Annotated in this window: 13 protein-coding genes and 1 pseudogene; 6 read left to right on the forward strand and 8 right to left on the reverse strand. The window is 66.5% G+C overall.

Annotation, left to right across the window (positions count from 1 at the left end):
* The first annotated feature begins 312 nt into the window (after positions 1 to 312).
* From ABIC35_RS02445 to ABIC35_RS02455, 3 genes are read left to right on the forward strand one after another with little or no spacing between them, the layout of a single operon-like run.
* Positions 313 to 1,509 (forward strand): hypothetical protein, encoded by a 1,197-nt coding sequence (locus tag ABIC35_RS02445; protein WP_147425932.1) that lies wholly within the window; start codon positions 313 to 315, stop codon positions 1,507 to 1,509.
* Positions 1,443 to 3,359 carry a sensor histidine kinase gene (locus ABIC35_RS02450; protein WP_121078831.1) on the forward strand — a complete coding sequence of 639 codons (1,917 nt, stop codon included), beginning with the start codon at positions 1,443 to 1,445 and terminating at the stop codon, positions 3,357 to 3,359. The genes ABIC35_RS02445 and ABIC35_RS02450 overlap by 67 nt, the downstream gene beginning before the upstream one ends.
* On the forward strand, positions 3,356 to 3,997 hold the full coding sequence (locus ABIC35_RS02455; protein ID WP_354278209.1) for a response regulator: 642 nt from the start codon (positions 3,356 to 3,358) through the stop codon (positions 3,995 to 3,997). Before ABIC35_RS02450 ends, ABIC35_RS02455 begins: the two co-directional genes overlap by 4 nt.
* A gap of 9 nt (positions 3,998 to 4,006) precedes the next feature.
* Here ABIC35_RS02455 and ABIC35_RS02460 read toward each other — a convergent pair whose 3' ends face one another.
* The 4 genes and pseudogenes from ABIC35_RS02460 to ABIC35_RS02475 form a co-directional block, all read right to left on the reverse strand.
* Positions 4,007 to 4,618 carry a hydrolase gene (locus tag ABIC35_RS02460; RefSeq protein ID WP_121078832.1) on the reverse strand — a complete coding sequence of 204 codons (612 nt, stop codon included), beginning with the start codon at positions 4,616 to 4,618 and terminating at the stop codon, positions 4,007 to 4,009.
* Between the two features lie 37 nt (positions 4,619 to 4,655).
* Complete coding sequence (locus ABIC35_RS02465) at positions 4,656 to 5,111, reverse strand: cupin domain-containing protein (RefSeq protein WP_121078833.1); 456 nt, start codon at positions 5,109 to 5,111, stop codon at positions 4,656 to 4,658.
* Positions 5,108 to 6,025, reverse strand: a complete 918-nt coding sequence (locus ABIC35_RS02470; protein ID WP_121078834.1) for an alpha/beta fold hydrolase — start codon at positions 6,023 to 6,025, stop codon at positions 5,108 to 5,110. The genes ABIC35_RS02465 and ABIC35_RS02470 overlap by 4 nt, the downstream gene beginning before the upstream one ends.
* Before the next feature lie 202 nt (positions 6,026 to 6,227).
* Positions 6,228 to 7,151, reverse strand: a pseudogene (locus tag ABIC35_RS02475) (LysR family transcriptional regulator).
* 116 nt (positions 7,152 to 7,267) lie between these two features.
* Here ABIC35_RS02475 and ABIC35_RS02480 point away from each other — a divergent pair.
* Both ABIC35_RS02480 and ABIC35_RS02485 read left to right on the forward strand, forming a co-directional pair.
* A complete protein-coding gene (locus tag ABIC35_RS02480; RefSeq protein ID WP_121079612.1) occupies positions 7,268 to 8,014 on the forward strand; it encodes an SDR family oxidoreductase in 747 nt (248 codons plus the stop codon).
* Between the two features lie 65 nt (positions 8,015 to 8,079).
* On the forward strand, positions 8,080 to 9,087 hold the full coding sequence (locus ABIC35_RS02485; protein WP_121079614.1) for an aldo/keto reductase: 1,008 nt from the start codon (positions 8,080 to 8,082) through the stop codon (positions 9,085 to 9,087).
* A 222-nt stretch (positions 9,088 to 9,309) separates the two neighbouring features.
* Here the strand turns inward: ABIC35_RS02485 and ABIC35_RS02490 are convergent, their stop codons facing one another.
* Both ABIC35_RS02490 and ABIC35_RS02495 read right to left on the reverse strand, forming a co-directional pair.
* Positions 9,310 to 10,320: a patatin-like phospholipase family protein gene (locus ABIC35_RS02490; RefSeq protein ID WP_121078835.1), complete on the reverse strand. Its 1,011-nt coding sequence runs from the start codon at positions 10,318 to 10,320 to the stop codon at positions 9,310 to 9,312.
* Positions 10,317 to 11,171 carry an MBL fold metallo-hydrolase gene (locus ABIC35_RS02495; RefSeq protein ID WP_121078836.1) on the reverse strand — a complete coding sequence of 285 codons (855 nt, stop codon included), beginning with the start codon at positions 11,169 to 11,171 and terminating at the stop codon, positions 10,317 to 10,319. The genes ABIC35_RS02490 and ABIC35_RS02495 overlap by 4 nt, the downstream gene beginning before the upstream one ends.
* 161 nt (positions 11,172 to 11,332) lie before the next feature.
* Here ABIC35_RS02495 and ABIC35_RS02500 point away from each other — a divergent pair, with 161 nt between their 5' ends.
* Positions 11,333 to 12,826: an MFS transporter gene (locus tag ABIC35_RS02500; protein ID WP_354278309.1), complete on the forward strand. Its 1,494-nt coding sequence runs from the start codon at positions 11,333 to 11,335 to the stop codon at positions 12,824 to 12,826.
* 3 nt (positions 12,827 to 12,829) lie between these two features.
* On the opposite strand, the gene ABIC35_RS02505 is transcribed toward ABIC35_RS02500, so the two are convergent.
* A complete protein-coding gene (locus ABIC35_RS02505; protein WP_121078838.1) occupies positions 12,830 to 13,570 on the reverse strand; it encodes an SDR family oxidoreductase in 741 nt (246 codons plus the stop codon).
* Positions 13,571 to 13,572: 2 nt separating this feature from the next.
* Positions 13,573 to 15,792: a hypothetical protein gene (locus tag ABIC35_RS02510; RefSeq protein WP_121078839.1), complete on the reverse strand. Its 2,220-nt coding sequence runs from the start codon at positions 15,790 to 15,792 to the stop codon at positions 13,573 to 13,575.
* Positions 15,793 to 16,073 lie beyond the last annotated feature (281 nt).

A 16,073-nucleotide genomic window follows, 5' to 3' on the forward strand; every position in this document is an offset into this window, starting at 1 on the left:
TGGAGGGCGCATAGTGGCAGCACAGCGCATAGCCGAGGTCAGGCGACATGAGCGTGCCGCCAAGCTTCATCGGCTTGGACCTGCCGGTCCATCGCTCGTACATCATTGCCCTTCGACAGCGTGCTGTGGCAGCCGCATGTGCGAGCCTTTTCCGGCGTGACGCGCGGCACGCTCCCCCCTGCTCGGTTGCTTCGCCCTTAGACAAATCAATCCTGTAGCGACGCTGGCAACTGTAGGCCGCACCTGATACGCCCTGATCACGCCGCATGATTTGCAGCGAGGGCAGCATCGGTGGGCTTGGGGGAGCAACACATGGCACGCCGGCGGGTATCGCGCTTTTGCCTGCACTCTACCAAACTGTGCTCCACGCTTGTCCGCACGATAGCCGTCACCGCGGCGGTCGCGCTGCCGATCGGATCCGCGCGCGCACAGATCGCACCGCCTGGTTTTGCTCGGTTCAAGCACATTGGCTGGGGCGTGGAACAGGGTGCGCCAGAGGGCGTGTTCCAGACAGCACAGGCCCCCGACGGGTATATTTGGATGACGGGCGACGGCCTGTACCGGTTCGACGGCGCGACGTTCGAGCGGATCGACTGGCCTGACGGCACGCCCTGGGAAAGGCTCGATCCGACCAGCCTGCTGGTCTCTCGACGCGGCGAGCTGTGGGTTGGCCTGAACGACAAGCCTGCCTTGGCGGTGTATCGCGGCGGACGGCTCGTGGATGCCGGCATGCCGCGCCCACCCGGCCCGATGGGGACAATGGCGGAGGGCCCGGACGGAACCATGTGGTTCACCTTCCGGCGGCGTGGTGCCCCGTTGCGACGCCTTCGTCACGGCCTCTGGTCCTCGATTCCCCTGCCACCCGGCGCGGTGACTGGTCTTGTCGCAATGCCGGACGGCTCTGTCTGGGCTGCCCTGACGCATGAGGACGGCCAGGATGGCGCCATCGCCTATCTGCCCAACGGTGCCAGCCGCTTCCAGTTGTTGCCCGACCGTATCAGCCCCTTACCTCGTCTCGCGCGCGATGCCAGCGGGGCCCTGTGGGTTTCGGATCGCGCGGGCACTCGCATGCTGATCGATGCGGTTGGCAAAAGAGCGTTGAATCCTGTCACCTTTCCTGTTTCCGCCAACATCCGCAGCGCCGGCTTCGTCTTCGATCGCGATGGTGGCCTGTGGCGAACGAGCGGGCGCAACGGCATCTCCTATGTTCCCCATGCCGCATTGGCGGCCGCTGGCCGCGCGCCCCTTCCCTACGCCTTCACCGCGGCCGACGGTTTGCGCTCGAACTTCACCTACCATCCGATGTCGATCGCGAGGGGAGCGTCTGGATCGCCACCGAAGCCGGGCTGGATCAATTCCGCCCGACCCGCGCAATACAGGAGTCCGCGATTCCCGCAGACCCCGTCGAGGGCCTCGCCATTGCTCGGGCCGCAGACGGGAACGTGTACATTGCCTCCCGCGGCGCGCTGTTCCGCATCGCTCCCGGCAGCAGTCCCGAAAAGGTGCTGACGCTCGACAAGGCACTTTTCGCGCTCTGCCCTGCGCGTGCCGACGGCGTGTGGGTCGTTCAAGCAACCCGGACGCTGCGCGTGGACGAAAGCCGCGTGGTTTTTCAGCAGCGTCACGCGAGCATCGGCGCACCGACCAACTGCGCCGAAGATCGATCCGGTCGCTTGTGGCTGAGTGACATGGCCGCCCCACTGCGCTGGCACGACCCTGCCGGTTGGCACGATGCACCCGGGCCGCTCCGGCAGCAGCATGCATGGGAAGTGGAAGCGACGCGATCGGGCGATATCGCCTTCAACGGCCTGCCCCGCTTGGGAATTCTTCGCGGCAATCAGTTCACTCTCCGCGGCAAGTACGGAGCCGCGACGATGGTGACGACCAGCGGGGACGACGTATTCCTCAGCGACTCGCAGGGACTTGTCCGGCTCCGCGGGACCACCATCACCCGATTGAACGACAAGCGCTTCCCTTGGCTGATATGGCTGCGCGGCCTGATGCAGACCAGGAGAGGCGAGACCTGGCTGGTGGCACGCTCCGGAATCTACCAAGTGGCAACTGCCGATCTCGATCGCGCCTTCGCCGATCCCCATGCGCCGTTGCCGTACCGATATTTCGACACGCAGGACGGTCTGATTAGCGCGGCGCAACATGCGGGCTTCAAGGGCACCCAGATTGTCGAAGGCGGCGACGGGCGGATCTGGTTCCTCAATCGCGAGGGGGCGGCCTATTTCGATCCGGCCGCGCTCACGCCCAATCCGCTGCCGCCCCCGGTTGCGATTCGGGTGCTGCGCAGCGGAACAGCCAGTTGGCGCGATCCCGTGAAGCTGACCCTGCCTGCCGGCACTCGCGCGGTGGACATCGGCTATGCGGGCCTGAGCTTCATCGTGCCCCAGCGCATGCGCTTCCGCTATCGCCTGGAAGGCATCGATACCGACTGGGTGGACGCTGGGGCGCGACGCCTCGCCAGCTACGCCAATCTCGGTCCCGGCACATACCGGTTCCAGGTCATTGCCGCCAACGCCGACGGCGTGTGGAATCGAACCGGTGCAACGCTGAACTTCGAGATCCGCCCCACCTTCTGGCAGAGCACACCCTTCAAGCTCCTGTGTGCGGTCGCGCTGCTCGGGCTGCTCTGGGGAACCTATGCCCTGCGCCTGCGAGTAGTCGCCGCACGTATCCGGTTGCGGATGACCGAGCGGTTCGAGGAGCGCGAGCGCATCGCACGCGAGCTCCACGATACGCTGTTGCAGGGGATCCAGGCGGTGACCCTGCGGTTCCAGCGCGTCGTCAACGAACTGCCCGACCAGCAACCGGCCCGGGGATCGTTGCTGCAGGCGCTTGACGTCGCCGATCAGGTGATCGCCGAAGGGCGCGACCGTGTCCAGGATCTGCGATCGCGGCAGCATGATGCACTGGCGCCGCTGTTGCGCGAAGCCGCGGCGCAGCAACTGTTCGAGCCGGGCGTGGAGATCGCCATTGCGGAACACGGCCGGCGACGCGCTATCGAGCCGCTTGCGCTAGACGAAATCGCCAGCATTGCCGGCGAGACGCTCGCCAATATCCGTCGGCATGCGGACGCGTCCAGCATCGAAATCGACATTCGCTACGGACGGCACCTGCGACTGCGCATCGTGGACGACGGCATCGGCATCGATCCGGTGGTTGCAGAGATCGGGACAGTTGGCCATTTCGGATTGCGCGGCATGCGCGAACGTGCCCGTAAGCTGCGGGCAACGCTTGCTCTTCGACCGCTTGCGGATCATGGTACCGAACTGGTGCTGACCGTCCCGGGACGGGTCGTGTATCTCCCGGAACGATTCAGTTGGTGGGCGCACATCAGGAGGGTGCGATGACGGCTGCTGCAATCATGACCAGACCGATCCGCGTACTGGTCGTCGACGATCACCCGATGCTCCGCGACGGCATCCACGGCTTGCTACTGGGCTGCAGCGACATGGAGCCGGTCGGTGAAGCAAGCAATGGTGCCGAAGCCGTCGCAAGATTCGCCGAGCTGGAGCCCGACGTGACTCTGATGGACGTGCGAATGGATGGCATGAGCGGAGTCGAGGCGATCCAGGCGATCCGCGCGCTGTCGCCCAAGGCACGCATTCTCGTTCTCACCACCTATGCCGGCGACGCCGCCGCCGTGCGCGCGATGCGGGCGGGCGCCTCCGGCTATCTGCTCAAGAACTGCGTGCGGACCGAATTGGCCGACGCGATCCGCGCGGTCCATGCCGGGCGTCGTGTTGTCTCCCCCGACATCGCCCATGCGCTTGCCGAGCACGCGCTCGATGAACCGCTGATCGAGCGGGAAATCGCGATCCTGCAACTGATCGGCGAAGGCCAATCCAACAAGGAAATCGCCCGCTCGCTCCAGCTCTCGGTCGATACGATCAAGGCCGGCGTCAAGATGATCTTCGAGAAGCTCGACGTCCACGATCGCACCCATGCTGCCATGGTGGCGGTGCGGCGGGGCTATATCGAACGCTGAGCTTCCGCCTCAAGGGTGGATCGACGCGAAGACGATGTCGCTGAAGCCCTCCACCGTCTCCCAGCGGTTCCAGTCGCGCTGGAATTCGCAGACCAGCTGGATCCAGGTGATCGGCCGGCCGCCCGCTTGCTGAATGCGGGCCAAGCCGGCCTCGTGCGCGACCCGCGACGTGCCGCCAACCGCGTCGACCACCGGATAGACGTCGAACCCCTCACGCAACGCGTCCAGCGCGGGAAACGCGAGACACACCTCGGTCCACAGCGCCACCATGATCAGCTTGCGTCGCCCACTCGCCTTTACCGCGGCGACGAAGTCCTCGTCCTCCCACGCATTGATAGAGGTTCGGTCGATGGGCGTGACGCCGGGTAGCACCTCCTGCAGCTGCCGGATGGTCGGGGCATTGCGGCCCGTCGCAACGTTGACAGTGGAGAGCACCACCGGCACGCCGTACAAAGTCGCCGACCGCGCCACCGCGACGACATTGGCGATCAGTTCCCGGCGCTCCATCGAAACGATCGAAGCGACCTGGACAGGCTGGAAATCGAATATCAGCAACGCCGCGTTCTTCGGCGTGAGCAGTTCGTCCGCTCGCGGGTCGCGAATGTGCTCGGGCGACGTCATGGCGATTCCTTCGTTTCGAGGAAGTGGGAGCGGCCCGTCAGGGCTTGGCGACATATTCGGTGTCGGTCGGCCCCCAGCCGGTGATGTAGACCACCGCCGGTTCATCGCGGGTCAGCGCGAAATGCGGATCGGCGGCCGGTTCGCTGTAGAAGCTGCCGGGCGGCAGGCGCTTGACCAGAACGGGATCGGCCTTGGTGCCGTAGCCGAAGTACCAGGTGCCGCTGACAACGATCGCGGTGCGCGCGTCGCGGTGGGTATGCGCCTGGATGCTGGTGTGCGCCGGCACGCGAAGCTCGATCGTGTACGACCCTTCCTTGGTCGGATCGCCGGCCAGCACCGTGGTGCGGATGCCCGCGAGCCCCGAGGTCCCCGGCCCCGCCCCTGCCTTGGGCAGCGCTTCGATTTCGGCGGGGGTCAGGCGGGTCTGCTGAGCGTGTGCCATAGGGACACTGCCAGCGGCGAGCAGCGCGAGGGCGACGAGCAACCGGCTCATCGACCGGCCTCCAGGAACGGCTTGACCAGCGCGACCGTGCCAGCGGGATTTTCCTCCATGATCCAGTGACCGGAATCGGGAACTACGCCCTCGGTCACATTGGTGGCGGCGGCCCGCATCACCACCGCCATCGTCAGGCCGAACGACTTGGCGCCGCCCAGCGCCAGCACCGGCATCTTCAGCTTGTTACCGGCAGCGAGCCATGCCCGATTGTCGGCGGCGTCCTGATCGAACGCCGCGAACTGCGCGAAGCCCGAATGCATGCCGCCCGGGCGGGCGTAGAGCGCCGCATAATGCTGGCGCGAGGCCTCGTCGAACCTGCCGGGGTTGGCCGAGAACTCGTTCCAGAAGCGATCGAGATAGATCCGCTCGCGCCCTGCAACGAGCCGCTCCATGTCCGGGCCGCCGAAGCGGAAGTGCCAAAGCAGCGGGTTCTTCAGGATCTCATCCCAGGAGCCGACGCCCGGCACCGGCGCGTCGATCAGTACGACGCGGCCGACCCGATCCGGCACCTGCGTGGCGAGCGCGAAGCCGACCATGTTGCCGATGTCGTGCGCGACGATGTCGAACGTCTGCACCTTCAGCGTGGCCAGCACGCCCCGCATGTCGCGGCCCTGGTTCATCTTGTCGAAGCCGCCGGCAGGATGCGCGGAAAGGCCCATGCCGCGCAGGTCCGGCACGATCACGGTGTGGTCCGCCACCAGCGCGGCGGCGAGCGGCGCCCACATGTCACCGCTCTCACCATAGCCGTGGAGCAGCAGCACGGCAGGCCCATGCCCGCCGATGCGGACGTGGAGCGTCGTCCCGTTGGTGGCGACCTCCTGCGTCTTGAAGCTGCTCGGATAGGCCGGGACCTGCGCCAGTGCTGGCGCGGCGATGCTGCACGCAGCAGCGAGCAAAAGGGATCTCAACATCGGAACGACGTGCCTCCACATCGGGTGATTTCGAGTGCCAGGCTGCGCTCGTGCGTCGCCGGGCTCAATGCCAAGGCGAGCGCTGAAAACTACCCGATCGGGTATTCGCGGGTGGCCGAAGCTTCGCCTATCGATCTCCAGTGCGACAGAGGCCGAAACCCTGCGAGGTACGCATCGCGATCGGTGTTGTTCGCGGCACGCCTCAGCCTGTCGGCGCTTCCCAAGGGAGCGCCCCTTGAAACGCGGCGGCCAGGAAATCGACCATCAGGCGCACCTTGGCCGAAAGATGTCGCCGGCTGGGATAGAGCGCGAGGATGTCGATATCGGGCAGCCGCCAGCCTGGCAGCAACGGCACCAGCGTGCCGGCACGAACATCGCCGCCGATCAGGAAATCCGGCTGCTAGGTGATCGCCTCGCCCGCAAGCGCGACGGCGCGCGCGGTGTCGCCGCTGTTGGTGCGCAAGCGGATGCCGACGCGCACTCGCGCTTCCCCGCCATCGGCGCCGAGGAAGGTCCAGGTCTCCGGCTCGGGCGCGTAGCCGTAGACCACGCAGCGATGTCCGGCGAGATCGGCCGGCACGTCGGGCGCGCCATACCGGGCAATATAGGCGGGCGAGGCGCAGACGATGTTGCGCGACGTCGCCAGCTTGCGCGACACATAGTGCTGCGATCCGCCGCGCGAGATGCGGATGCCGAGGTCATAGCCCTCCTCGACCAGATCGACGATGCGATCGGTGAGCGCGATGTCGAGTTCCACCTCGGGATGCAGCGCCATGAAGCGCGGCCAGAGTGGGGCGAGATGGCGAGCCCCGAACACCAGCGGCGCATTGATCCGCAGCCGTCCGCGCGCCCCGCTGGCGTTCGACGTCGCCGCCGCTTCGGCTTCGGCGACCTCGTCCAGGATGGTTCGCGCGCGCTCGTAATAGGCCTCCCCCGCCTCGGTCAGCGATACACGCCGCGACGTGCGGTGGAGCAGCCGCGTGCCGAGATGCGTCTCGAGCTCGGCGACGTAGCGCGTCACATTGGCGGGGGAGGTATCCAGCGCGTCGGCAGCTCGGGCAAAGCCGCCCCGGGCAACGACGGCGACGAACACTTCCAGGGCACGCAACCGATCCATCGAAGCCATCCTTCAGCTTTGCTGAATGAATGCAACACATCCTCCCCATCGATCAAGTTTCTCAGAAGACTATCTGGGTGGCTGTCGCCGACGATCGCCGCCGGCTCGCAACCAAGGAATCGATCATGAACCGTCTTGCCAACAAATTCGCCCTCGTCACCGGCGGCACCAGCGGCATCGGCCTCGCCACTGCCCGCCGCTTCCTCGAAGAAGGCGCGACCGTCGCCATCACCGGCACCAGCGAGGAGAAGCTCGCTGCTGCCAGGCAGGAACTGGGCGACGTGCGCACCATCCACGCCGATGCCGGGGACGTCGCCGGCCAGGCGGCGATCGCCGACATGATCCGCCAGGCATGGGGGCGCCTCGACACGCTGTTCGTCAACGCCGGCGTCGCCGATTTCCGCCCGCTCGAGGCGTGGGACGAAGCAGGGTTCGACCGCACCTTCGCGGTCAATGTGAAGGGGCCGCTGTTCCTCGTGCAGGCGCTGCTGCCGCTGTTCGCCAACCCTGCCTCGATCGTGCTCAACGGCTCGATCAACGCCCGGCTCGGCAAGCCGAACTCGATCGTCTACGCCGCGAGCAAGGCCGCGCTGATCTCGCTGGCGCGCACGCTGTCGGGCGAACTGATCGGCCGCGGCGTACGGGTGAACGTTGTCAGCCCCGGCCCGGTCTCCACGCCGATCTACGGCAAGCTCGGACTTTCCGAGAGCGATCTCGCGGGCATGAAGGACTATCTGATCGGCGCGATCCCGGCAGGCCGCTTCGGCGAGTCCGCGGAAATCGCCGATGCCGTCGTGCATCTCGCGTCGGACGAGAGCCGTTATACCGTCGGCAGCGAACTGATCATCGACGGCGGCATGAGCAATCTCTGATTCACGACCGCGGCGGGCATCCGATGGTGGACGCCCGCCGCTCCCGCAACTGGAAGGACCCCGACATGGCACTGGATACCATCCTGAAAGGCAAGCTCGGCTTCGGCACCGCGCCGCTGGGCAACATGTTCCGCGCAATTCCGGAGGCCGAGGCGCTGGAAACCGTCGCTGCCGCCTGGGACGCGGGCATCCGCTACTTCGACAACGCCCCCTTCTACGGCGCCGGCCTTGCCGAACTGCGCATGGGCGAGGCCCTCAAGGGCAAGCCGCGCGACGACTATGTGCTCAGCACCAAGGTCGGCCGCGTCGTGCTCGACGAGGTCGAGGATATCAGCCTGCGCGACCATGGCGAGAAGGGCGATGTTTTCGCGCACGGTCGCCCGAACAAGATGATCAACGACTATGGCTATGATGCCACACTGAAGTCGATCGAGGACAGCCTCACCCGGTTGCAGACCAGCCATGTCGAGATCGTCTTCGTGCACGACCTGGCGCAGGATTTCTGGGGTGACCAGTGGATCGCCCGCTTCGAGGAAGCCCGTACCGGCGCCTTCCGCGCGCTGGACCGCCTCCGCAGCGAGGGCGTGATCAAGGCCTGGGGACTGGGGGTCAACAAGGTCGAGCCGATCGAGATCCTGCTGGACCTTGATGAGCCGCAGCCCAACGCCTTCCTGCTTGCCGGCCGCTATACGCTGCTCGACCATAGCCGTGCATTGCAGCGGCTGATGCCGAAGGTACAGGAGCGCGGGCTCGGCGTGATTGTCGGCGGCCCATATAGTTCGGGCGCCCTCGTTGGCGGACCAAACTTCGAATATGCGCCTGCCTCTCCCGAAATCCTGGCAAGAATCGCGGCGATCAAGGCGATCGCCGATCGGCACGGCGTCTCGATGAAGGCGGCGGGTCTGCAATTCTCGCTCGCCAATCCTGCCGTCGCTGCGATCATCCCGGGCGCGAGCAGACCGGATCGCATCGCCGAAGATCGCACCGCTTTCGAGGCGGTGATTCCGGCGGCGTTCTGGAGCGAGATGCGCGCGGAAGGTCTGGTCGACCCGGCAGCCCCGCTGCCGGGTTGATCCCGTCAGCGCACGCTCTGCCGATGCCAATGACTTCACCGTCGAGTTCATGGGCCATGATGCAGCAACGCAGATGCTGGTCGGGCTTTTCCCAATGCCGCAGATCGGTGTCGCAGATGCCTGCCATGCGCACGAGCGCCTTCGCCTAGTTTGCGGCGGGCAGCGCGGGTTCTTCCACGTCCTGGTCGGTGAAGCGTCCGTCGACGGTCTTCAGCGCGGCTTTCATGGAGCATTCTCCGAATGGCCGGGAACGATGTGCAGACCGGGTCTGCCGATCGGCAGCGAACCGCCGACAAGACGGCGGAGGAGCTCCATGCCGTCGCGAAGGCCATGTTCCCAGCGCTGGCGCACCGAGGCGGGCGAGAAATCCATCGCCTTGCCCGCCACTTCCACTTGCTGGTCGGCATAGAGCAGCTGCGCCAGCGTGACCGAACAGTCGTCAAAAGCGGGATCGGTCGCATATTGCGCCTGCCAGCGCGCGATCGTACGCCGCGTCTGGCTGGCGAAGGTCAGGTCTTGCGCGCGTGCTGCCATGGCGCCCAGCGTAGCGGGCCGGCCGCTGCGCACCGGCAGCAGGTCTACCGCGATGCACAGCGTCGGGCGTGCGCAGGGTGTCGCCAGTACCGGATCCAGCGGCAGGTTGATTGCAAGGCCGCCATCCACGTACAGCCGGCCATCTACCGCAACCGACGGGAAGGCCGGCGGCAGCGCCGCGCTGGCGCGGATATGTTCAGTGCCGATGGAGCGATCCTGGGTGTCGAATGCGACTTCCGCGCCGCTCTCCAGATCGACGGCGACCGCCGTGTAGCGCGGAGCACCGGCGTTCAGCCGAGCGAAGTCGACGAGAGACTCCAGCGTCGCCGCGAGCGAGCCGGTATCGTACAGCGCAGGGGTGGGCGCGGCGAGCAGCGCAGTACCTAGCGGCCCGAACAGGCCGGGCCTGCCCCCCAGCAGCGTAGCACTTGTCTCCATCGTCCTGCGCCAGGTCTCGGGCCAAGCCTGCCACCAGTCGAAACCGTCCGATCGCCAGAAAGCGGCCAGTTTCTCCAGCGCGACGTCCCGTGCGTTGCCGACGAAGATCGCGCCGTTGATCGCCCCGACGGACGTGCCGATGATCCACTCCGGCGCGATGCCGCCCTCGTGCAAGGCCTGGAAGACGCCGGCCTGATAGGCACCCAGCGCATTTCCGCCGGCCAGCACCAGCACGACCCGGGCGTCGCGAAGGTCGATCAAAGCGGCCGCCCCGCCTGGCAGCGCTCCAGCTCGACCGCATCATGCGCGCAGGCGATCGAGACCTCCTCGCGACGCTCGATCGACAGCCGCCGCAGCCGCGCCTGGTTGTCCATGCGGCTCTCGGCATCGACCTCCATCAGCCGCTGATAGGCGCGTAAGCCAGGCGTGCAGCGCCGCCGCGCCTGGCGCATCTCGCCGCGGTAGAAGTAGGCGTCGCCCGCGTGGAGCAGCCAGCGCCTGTCGTCGCGCCGGACAGCCACGCCGGCATGGCCCCAGGTATGTCCGGGCAGCGGGACAAGCAGGATCTCGGGCGGCAGCCCCTCCAGGTCGCGTACCGCCTCGAAGCCGAACCAGCGCTCGCCTTGCGCACCATAGCCGCGCCACTGCTGGACGCCGTCCAGTTGCGGCAGGCGCCAGCGGTTGCGCGCGACCAGCCCGGCATGTGGGCCAGTAGCGTCGTCATACTCCCGTTGCATCACATGCACGACGGCATTGGGGAAATCCTCCAGTCCGCCGGCATGGTCGAAGTCGAGATGGGTAACGACGATGTGACGCACGTCGTCCGCGCGAAAGCCCAGCGCCTCGATCTGGCGGATGGCGGTTTCCGCTTCGTGGAGCCGGATGTTGAGCATCGTCCGCCAGGCGCGCGTGATGCGCGGCGCGCCGGGCCCATGCGGATGAGCGATGTCGCGCAGCCCATAGCCGGTATCGACCAGCACCAGACCATGCGCATTGGTCTCGATCAGCAGGCAGTGGCAGACCAGCCGCCCGAGCGGCGCGATCGAGCGCCCGTCGAACAACGCGCCGCCCAGCGGACAATCGGTGCCGCAATTAAGATGGTGGATGCGCATCCTTGCTCCTTGAGACTTGGCTGCAAAGCCTGATCCATCAACCTCCGAACCAGGAACATCGCCCCTCGCTCGGTTCGGAATTCGCCGAACTTTCTCGGTAACTTATGTTGCCCGTCGGGCCTCGCCGAGGCACCTCGCCATGCGCCGCACGTTGCCGCGTGATGGTCAGCCTGCAGCCGCAACGCGAAGTGTCGTCCGAGGAACGCGAGCGCGGGCTTCGCCTGCTCGTCACCGAGGCGATCTTCTCCGGCGGTACCGCGGCGCTGACCACCGGCGTGATCCTGACCGCCTTCGCGCTGCACCTGGGCGCGTCGAACGCGATGGTCGGTATCCTAGCGAGCGCGCCCTTTCTCGCGCAGTTGCTCCAGCTGCCGGCGATCGGACTCGTCGAGCGGCTGCGAGCGCGCAAGCGGATCGCGGTGTTCACCAGCCTGATTGGGCGGCTGATGCTGGCAATCATGGCGGTGCTTGCCTTTTTCAGCGGCACGCTGCCGCTGCTCGCCTTTCTCGCTGCGCAGCTGGTGTTGTGCGGGCTGGGGGCGATCGGATCCTGCGCCTGGAACGCCTGGATGCGCGACCTCGCCCCCGAGGAGCGGCTGGGCACCGTCTTCGCCAAGCGGACGGTGTGGCTGACCGCAATCAGTCTGCTGCTCGGGCTTGCCGCCGCGCTCGCGCTGGACTGGACGCGACCGGGGTCCTTCAACCGCAATCTGGTTTTCGCCGGCATGTTTGCGGCGGGCTGCATCACTGGCCTGATCAGCGCCCGCGTGGTCGCGAGCATGCCGGAGCCGCTGATGCCGCCAGCGCCGGGGCCGGTCGACCTCGGCGCCCTGCTGCGCCGCCCCTTGCGCGACGGCAATTTCCGGCGGCTACTGGTGTTCGTCGCCAGCTGGCAGTTCGCGGTCAACTTCGCGACGCCCTTCTTCACCGTCTTCATCGTCCGCCAGCTGCACTTCAACATCAGCTTCGTGATGGTGCTGAGCGTGGCAAGCCAGGTCGCCAACATCCTCGCGCTGCGCCTGTGGGGTACGCTGAGCGACCGCTTCGCCAACAAGTCGGTGCTGGCGGTGTGCGCGCCCGCCTATATCCTCGCGATCATGGCGATGGCGGGTGCCTCGCAATTCGCCGATCGCGGTGTGGTGAAGCTGTGGCTGGTCGGCCTACATCTGCTGATGGGCGCGACGATCGCCGGGGTGACGCTGGCCAATACCAACATCGCGCTCAAGCTCTCGCCGAAGGGCGCCGCGACCGCCTATGTCGCGACCAACGCGATGGTGACCGCCGCTGCCGCTGGCCTCGCGCCGATCCTAGGCGGCCTCCTCGCCGACTTCTTCGCGGCGCGCCAATTCGACTTGCTGGTGCGCTGGAGCAGCCCGAACGGCGTCGTCGCCCTGCCCTTCGCGCTGACGCGATGGGACTTCTACTTCCTGATCGCAGGGCTGATCGGGATCTATGCGATTCACCGCCTGTCGCTGGTGCAGGAGCATGGCGAGATCGAGCGGCGCGAAATGGTGGGGCAGTTGCTCAACGAGACGCGGCGCACCATCCGCAATATCTCCAGCGTGGCCGGGCTCCGTACCGCCACCGACATCCCCGCCTCGCTACTGCGCGACGCCCGGGCGCGAAGGCGGCAGCGGCGGGCGCAGCGGCCCTAACCCTCAGCTGGTCTTCTGGACCAGCGGCTCGATGCGCAGATTGACCACATCGCTTGCCGTCCCACGGGTGAGCACGAAGCGGATCGCCTCGGCGATTTCCTCCGCGTGCAGCATCTCGGCCCGCGCGACCGCCTCCGCCTTCTCTTCGTCACTACATTCCTGCATGTCGGTGTCGACCGATCCCGGCTGGATCACGCTGACCTTGATGTTCTTCTCCGCCACCTCCTTGCGCAGCGTCTCGGCAAAGGCCTGGATGCCGGCCTTGGTCGCGGCATAGACACTCTCGCCCTCGGCCTTGATCTCGGTGCTGATCGAGCCGACGAACAACAGATGGCCGCCGCCCTGCTTCTCCATGCGCCGGATGGCTGCCCGGGCGCAGGCCAGCGTGCCGGTTAGGTTGGTGTCGATGACGTAGCGCCAATCGGCATCGTCCATCTCGTGGATTGGCTGCGCGCCCAGTGCCGCGCAGGTGACCAGTATGTCTACACCGCCCAGTTCCGCATCGGCGGCTGCGAAGACGCTGTCGACGCCCTCCTTCGTCGCGGCGTCGGCGACGATCCCGATGGCCTTTTCGTGCGTCGCGGTCAGCGCGAGCGCCTCGTCGAGCGCTCCCTGGTACCGCCCGAAGGTGAGAACGCGCGCGCCCTCCTCCGCCAGCAGCGCGAGCGTCGCCCGGCCGATCCCGGTGGTCCCGCCGGTCAGGACGATGCGTTTGCCGGTCAAGGCGGTGGTTTCCAGCGTCATGGTCATTCCCAGGTGAGGATCAGCCGGCCGTTCGCCGGCACGACATAGTCAATGCGATCGTCGGAGATGCCGCTCGGGCGAATCGCGTCGCCACCGGCGGTGGTAAGGTTGCTCTTGGGCAACTTGCGCCGCTTCAGCCGCACCAGACGGACATTGGCGGTGGCCGTTTCACCGGCGTCGAGCTGGAGGGTCAGCGCCTGGTCGCCGGTGCGCTCCACCGACCGGACCAGCGAATCGCAGAACAACAGGAACGGCGCCCCATCGATGCGGTGGAACGCGCGCGAGGCGAAGATGAAGGCTGCACCCGTACCATACACCTCCTGTCCCACCTGCCCGGCCTGCTGCCCGTCCGGATAGAGATCCTCGAGCGGGAAGGAGAGGTTGCGATCGACATGCCCGTTCGCCTCACGCTGCTTCTCGGCGATGGCCTCCTTCGGCAAGGCGTCGGGATAGTAATACCAGGCGCGCGAGAGCACATATTTGCAATATTCGCCGATCAGCATCCGAGCTTCCGGATCGAGCTCCGGCCCGCCGTCATCGAGATAATGGCCGAATGCCACATAGCTGTCGAAGCATTCGTACATCGCCATGTACGGCGCATCCTGCAGGCAGGTGACCGCAAGGAAGGTCTCGTACGCAGCCGCATGGCCGATCTGGCTGTCCCAGATCACCGCATTGTGCAGGAAGCTGGCAAGATAGACGTAGCTCTGCTCCAGATATACGTCGCGATTGGTGATCCGCCACAGCCGCATGCAGGCGGCCGCGCCCCAGGCGGTGAGGTTCGCCTGATAGTTGATATCGAACCGCAGCCCCATCGCCGCATCGATCGCTGCCCGCGCTTCGTCGAGATAGCGTTTGTCGTCGGTGAGCTCGAAGGCCCGCAGCATCACCCAGGCATAGACGCCGCCGACATCGGTCTGGCCGCGGCCGTCGGCGGGCGCCTCGGCGGTGATCACGCTGAAGTCCGTGACATTATACTGGATGGGCCAGCGATAGTCGAAATGCCGGGCGGCGCGGATGCCATAGTCGAGCGAGCCAAGGAACAGCTCGCGCGCCGCGGCATCGCCGTCGAGCGCGAGGTGGCCGAGGTTCACCAGCGGATGATAGAGATACCAGCTGTCGACCGCATCGGCATCCTTGTCCTTGCCGACATTGGGCAGATAGCGCCGCAAGGTCTGGAGATCGGGATCGTAGAATTTTCGCAAGCCGCCCTTGAACTCCGCTTCCAGCGGATGCGGCTCGCCGCACCAGGTGCCCCAGTCGTGCAGCGCCGATATCACCGACATCTGCACCATGATGTCCGGATATTCGGCCGCCGTGTACGGATGGACGTAGCGGTGGCCATAGTGGCGGACGGTGGCTTCCGGCGCCTCCGCCAGGTCGCGCAGCGACCGTTCGGCCCGCTCGACCCAGTCGCGATAGGCCACCGGCGGCAGCTCGAGCATGCGATAGGCGGTGCCCAGCATCTGGAGGAACTGCCGCGCGGATTCGCGCTCGTGCGGCGGCGCTTCGTGGCGGAAGACGAGAATCGCATCCGACAGCGTGACCGTCTCGCCCGCCGCGAGTGCCACCTCGATAGGGTCCGCGTTCTCCGTCGGCACCGGCAGCTTGTAGCCGAGTTCGGGCCAGGCACCGCCGACCGCTTTGCAAGGCTTGGTGCCGGTCGCGCGGAAATAGGCGTTCGAAGCCGTCAGGTTCTGGACGTAGAGCACATTCCCGAAGGCGGGCTCGTCGATGCGGAAGTAGAGCAGTCCGGTGTTGATGCCCCGCTGCGACGCCTCGACCAAACCTTCTGCACGCAGCGGATCGTCGCCCCGGCCCAGCGGATAGAGATCGCGCGGGACGAACGGCAGCACCGTCAGCCCGGCGGGCGTGAACCGGGTGACGATCCGGATCTGCTCCAGCGCGTCCTGCGCAGCGACAAACGACAGGACATGTTCGCCCATCCGGCTCGTCACGCGCAGCCGCGCCGCCTCGTCGGGCGCCTTGCGCGCGACTGCGATATCGAAGGGTGCCGGGACGAACGCCGCCCGAACTGCCAGCCCGCCACTGCCGTCCCGGCGGATCACCGCGAAGACGGAGTCGCCGGTTGCCAGGATCTCCACATCGAGATCCCCGATCTCGAAGCTTGCGACGGGCGCTTCGGCCTCGCGCAGTGCATCGCGCAAGGTGAGAAGGTACGGGCTGGCCGGTTTTGCCTCGAGGATTGCCGTGTTCGGCATGCGCCTCTCCGATGAATGACAGGATCATGGGCAAAGATCGAAGGCGGCGCTGGTTCCGGCGATCGGCCGAGCTTCTAATCCAAGCTAGGATGTTTTTCGCAGGCAGGCGCAAGCAGCCTCCTCCCCTCGGTTCAGGAGCCAGTCCCCACCGAAACCGATCAGACAGCGCGATTTGGCTACTGTGCAGAAGGACGATGCGACCGGTGATCGGAACCGCCGGCTGGGCCCCGCTCGTCGAAGCGCCACGGAACAAGCGACGCGCTACGCTGCAAGCCGGTCAC

It is taken from the genome of Sphingomonas trueperi, assembly GCF_040545965.1.
In the GTDB taxonomy this organism is placed as follows: Bacteria; Pseudomonadota; Alphaproteobacteria; order Sphingomonadales; family Sphingomonadaceae; genus Sphingomonas; species Sphingomonas trueperi_C.

Coding starts and splice junctions, on each gene's coding strand:
- ABIC35_RS02465 (WP_121078833.1), bottom strand. CDS start 5,111: ATGAGCCGGTTGCTCGTCGCCCTCGCGCTGCTCGCCGCTGGCAGTGTC.
- ABIC35_RS02480 (WP_121079612.1), top strand. CDS start 7,268: ATGAACCGTCTTGCCAACAAATTCGCCCTCGTCACCGGCGGCACCAGC.
- ABIC35_RS02460 (WP_121078832.1), bottom strand. CDS start 4,618: ATGACGTCGCCCGAGCACATTCGCGACCCGCGAGCGGACGAACTGCTC.
- ABIC35_RS02455 (WP_354278209.1), top strand. CDS start 3,356: ATGACGGCTGCTGCAATCATGACCAGACCGATCCGCGTACTGGTCGTC.
- ABIC35_RS02445 (WP_147425932.1), top strand. CDS start 313: ATGGCACGCCGGCGGGTATCGCGCTTTTGCCTGCACTCTACCAAACTG.
- ABIC35_RS02485 (WP_121079614.1), top strand. CDS start 8,080: ATGGCACTGGATACCATCCTGAAAGGCAAGCTCGGCTTCGGCACCGCG.
- ABIC35_RS02510 (WP_121078839.1), bottom strand. CDS start 15,792: ATGCCGAACACGGCAATCCTCGAGGCAAAACCGGCCAGCCCGTACCTT.
- ABIC35_RS02470 (WP_121078834.1), bottom strand. CDS start 6,025: ATGTTGAGATCCCTTTTGCTCGCTGCTGCGTGCAGCATCGCCGCGCCA.
- ABIC35_RS02500 (WP_354278309.1), top strand. CDS start 11,333: ATGGTCAGCCTGCAGCCGCAACGCGAAGTGTCGTCCGAGGAACGCGAG.
- ABIC35_RS02505 (WP_121078838.1), bottom strand. CDS start 13,570: ATGACGCTGGAAACCACCGCCTTGACCGGCAAACGCATCGTCCTGACC.
- ABIC35_RS02495 (WP_121078836.1), bottom strand. CDS start 11,171: ATGCGCATCCACCATCTTAATTGCGGCACCGATTGTCCGCTGGGCGGC.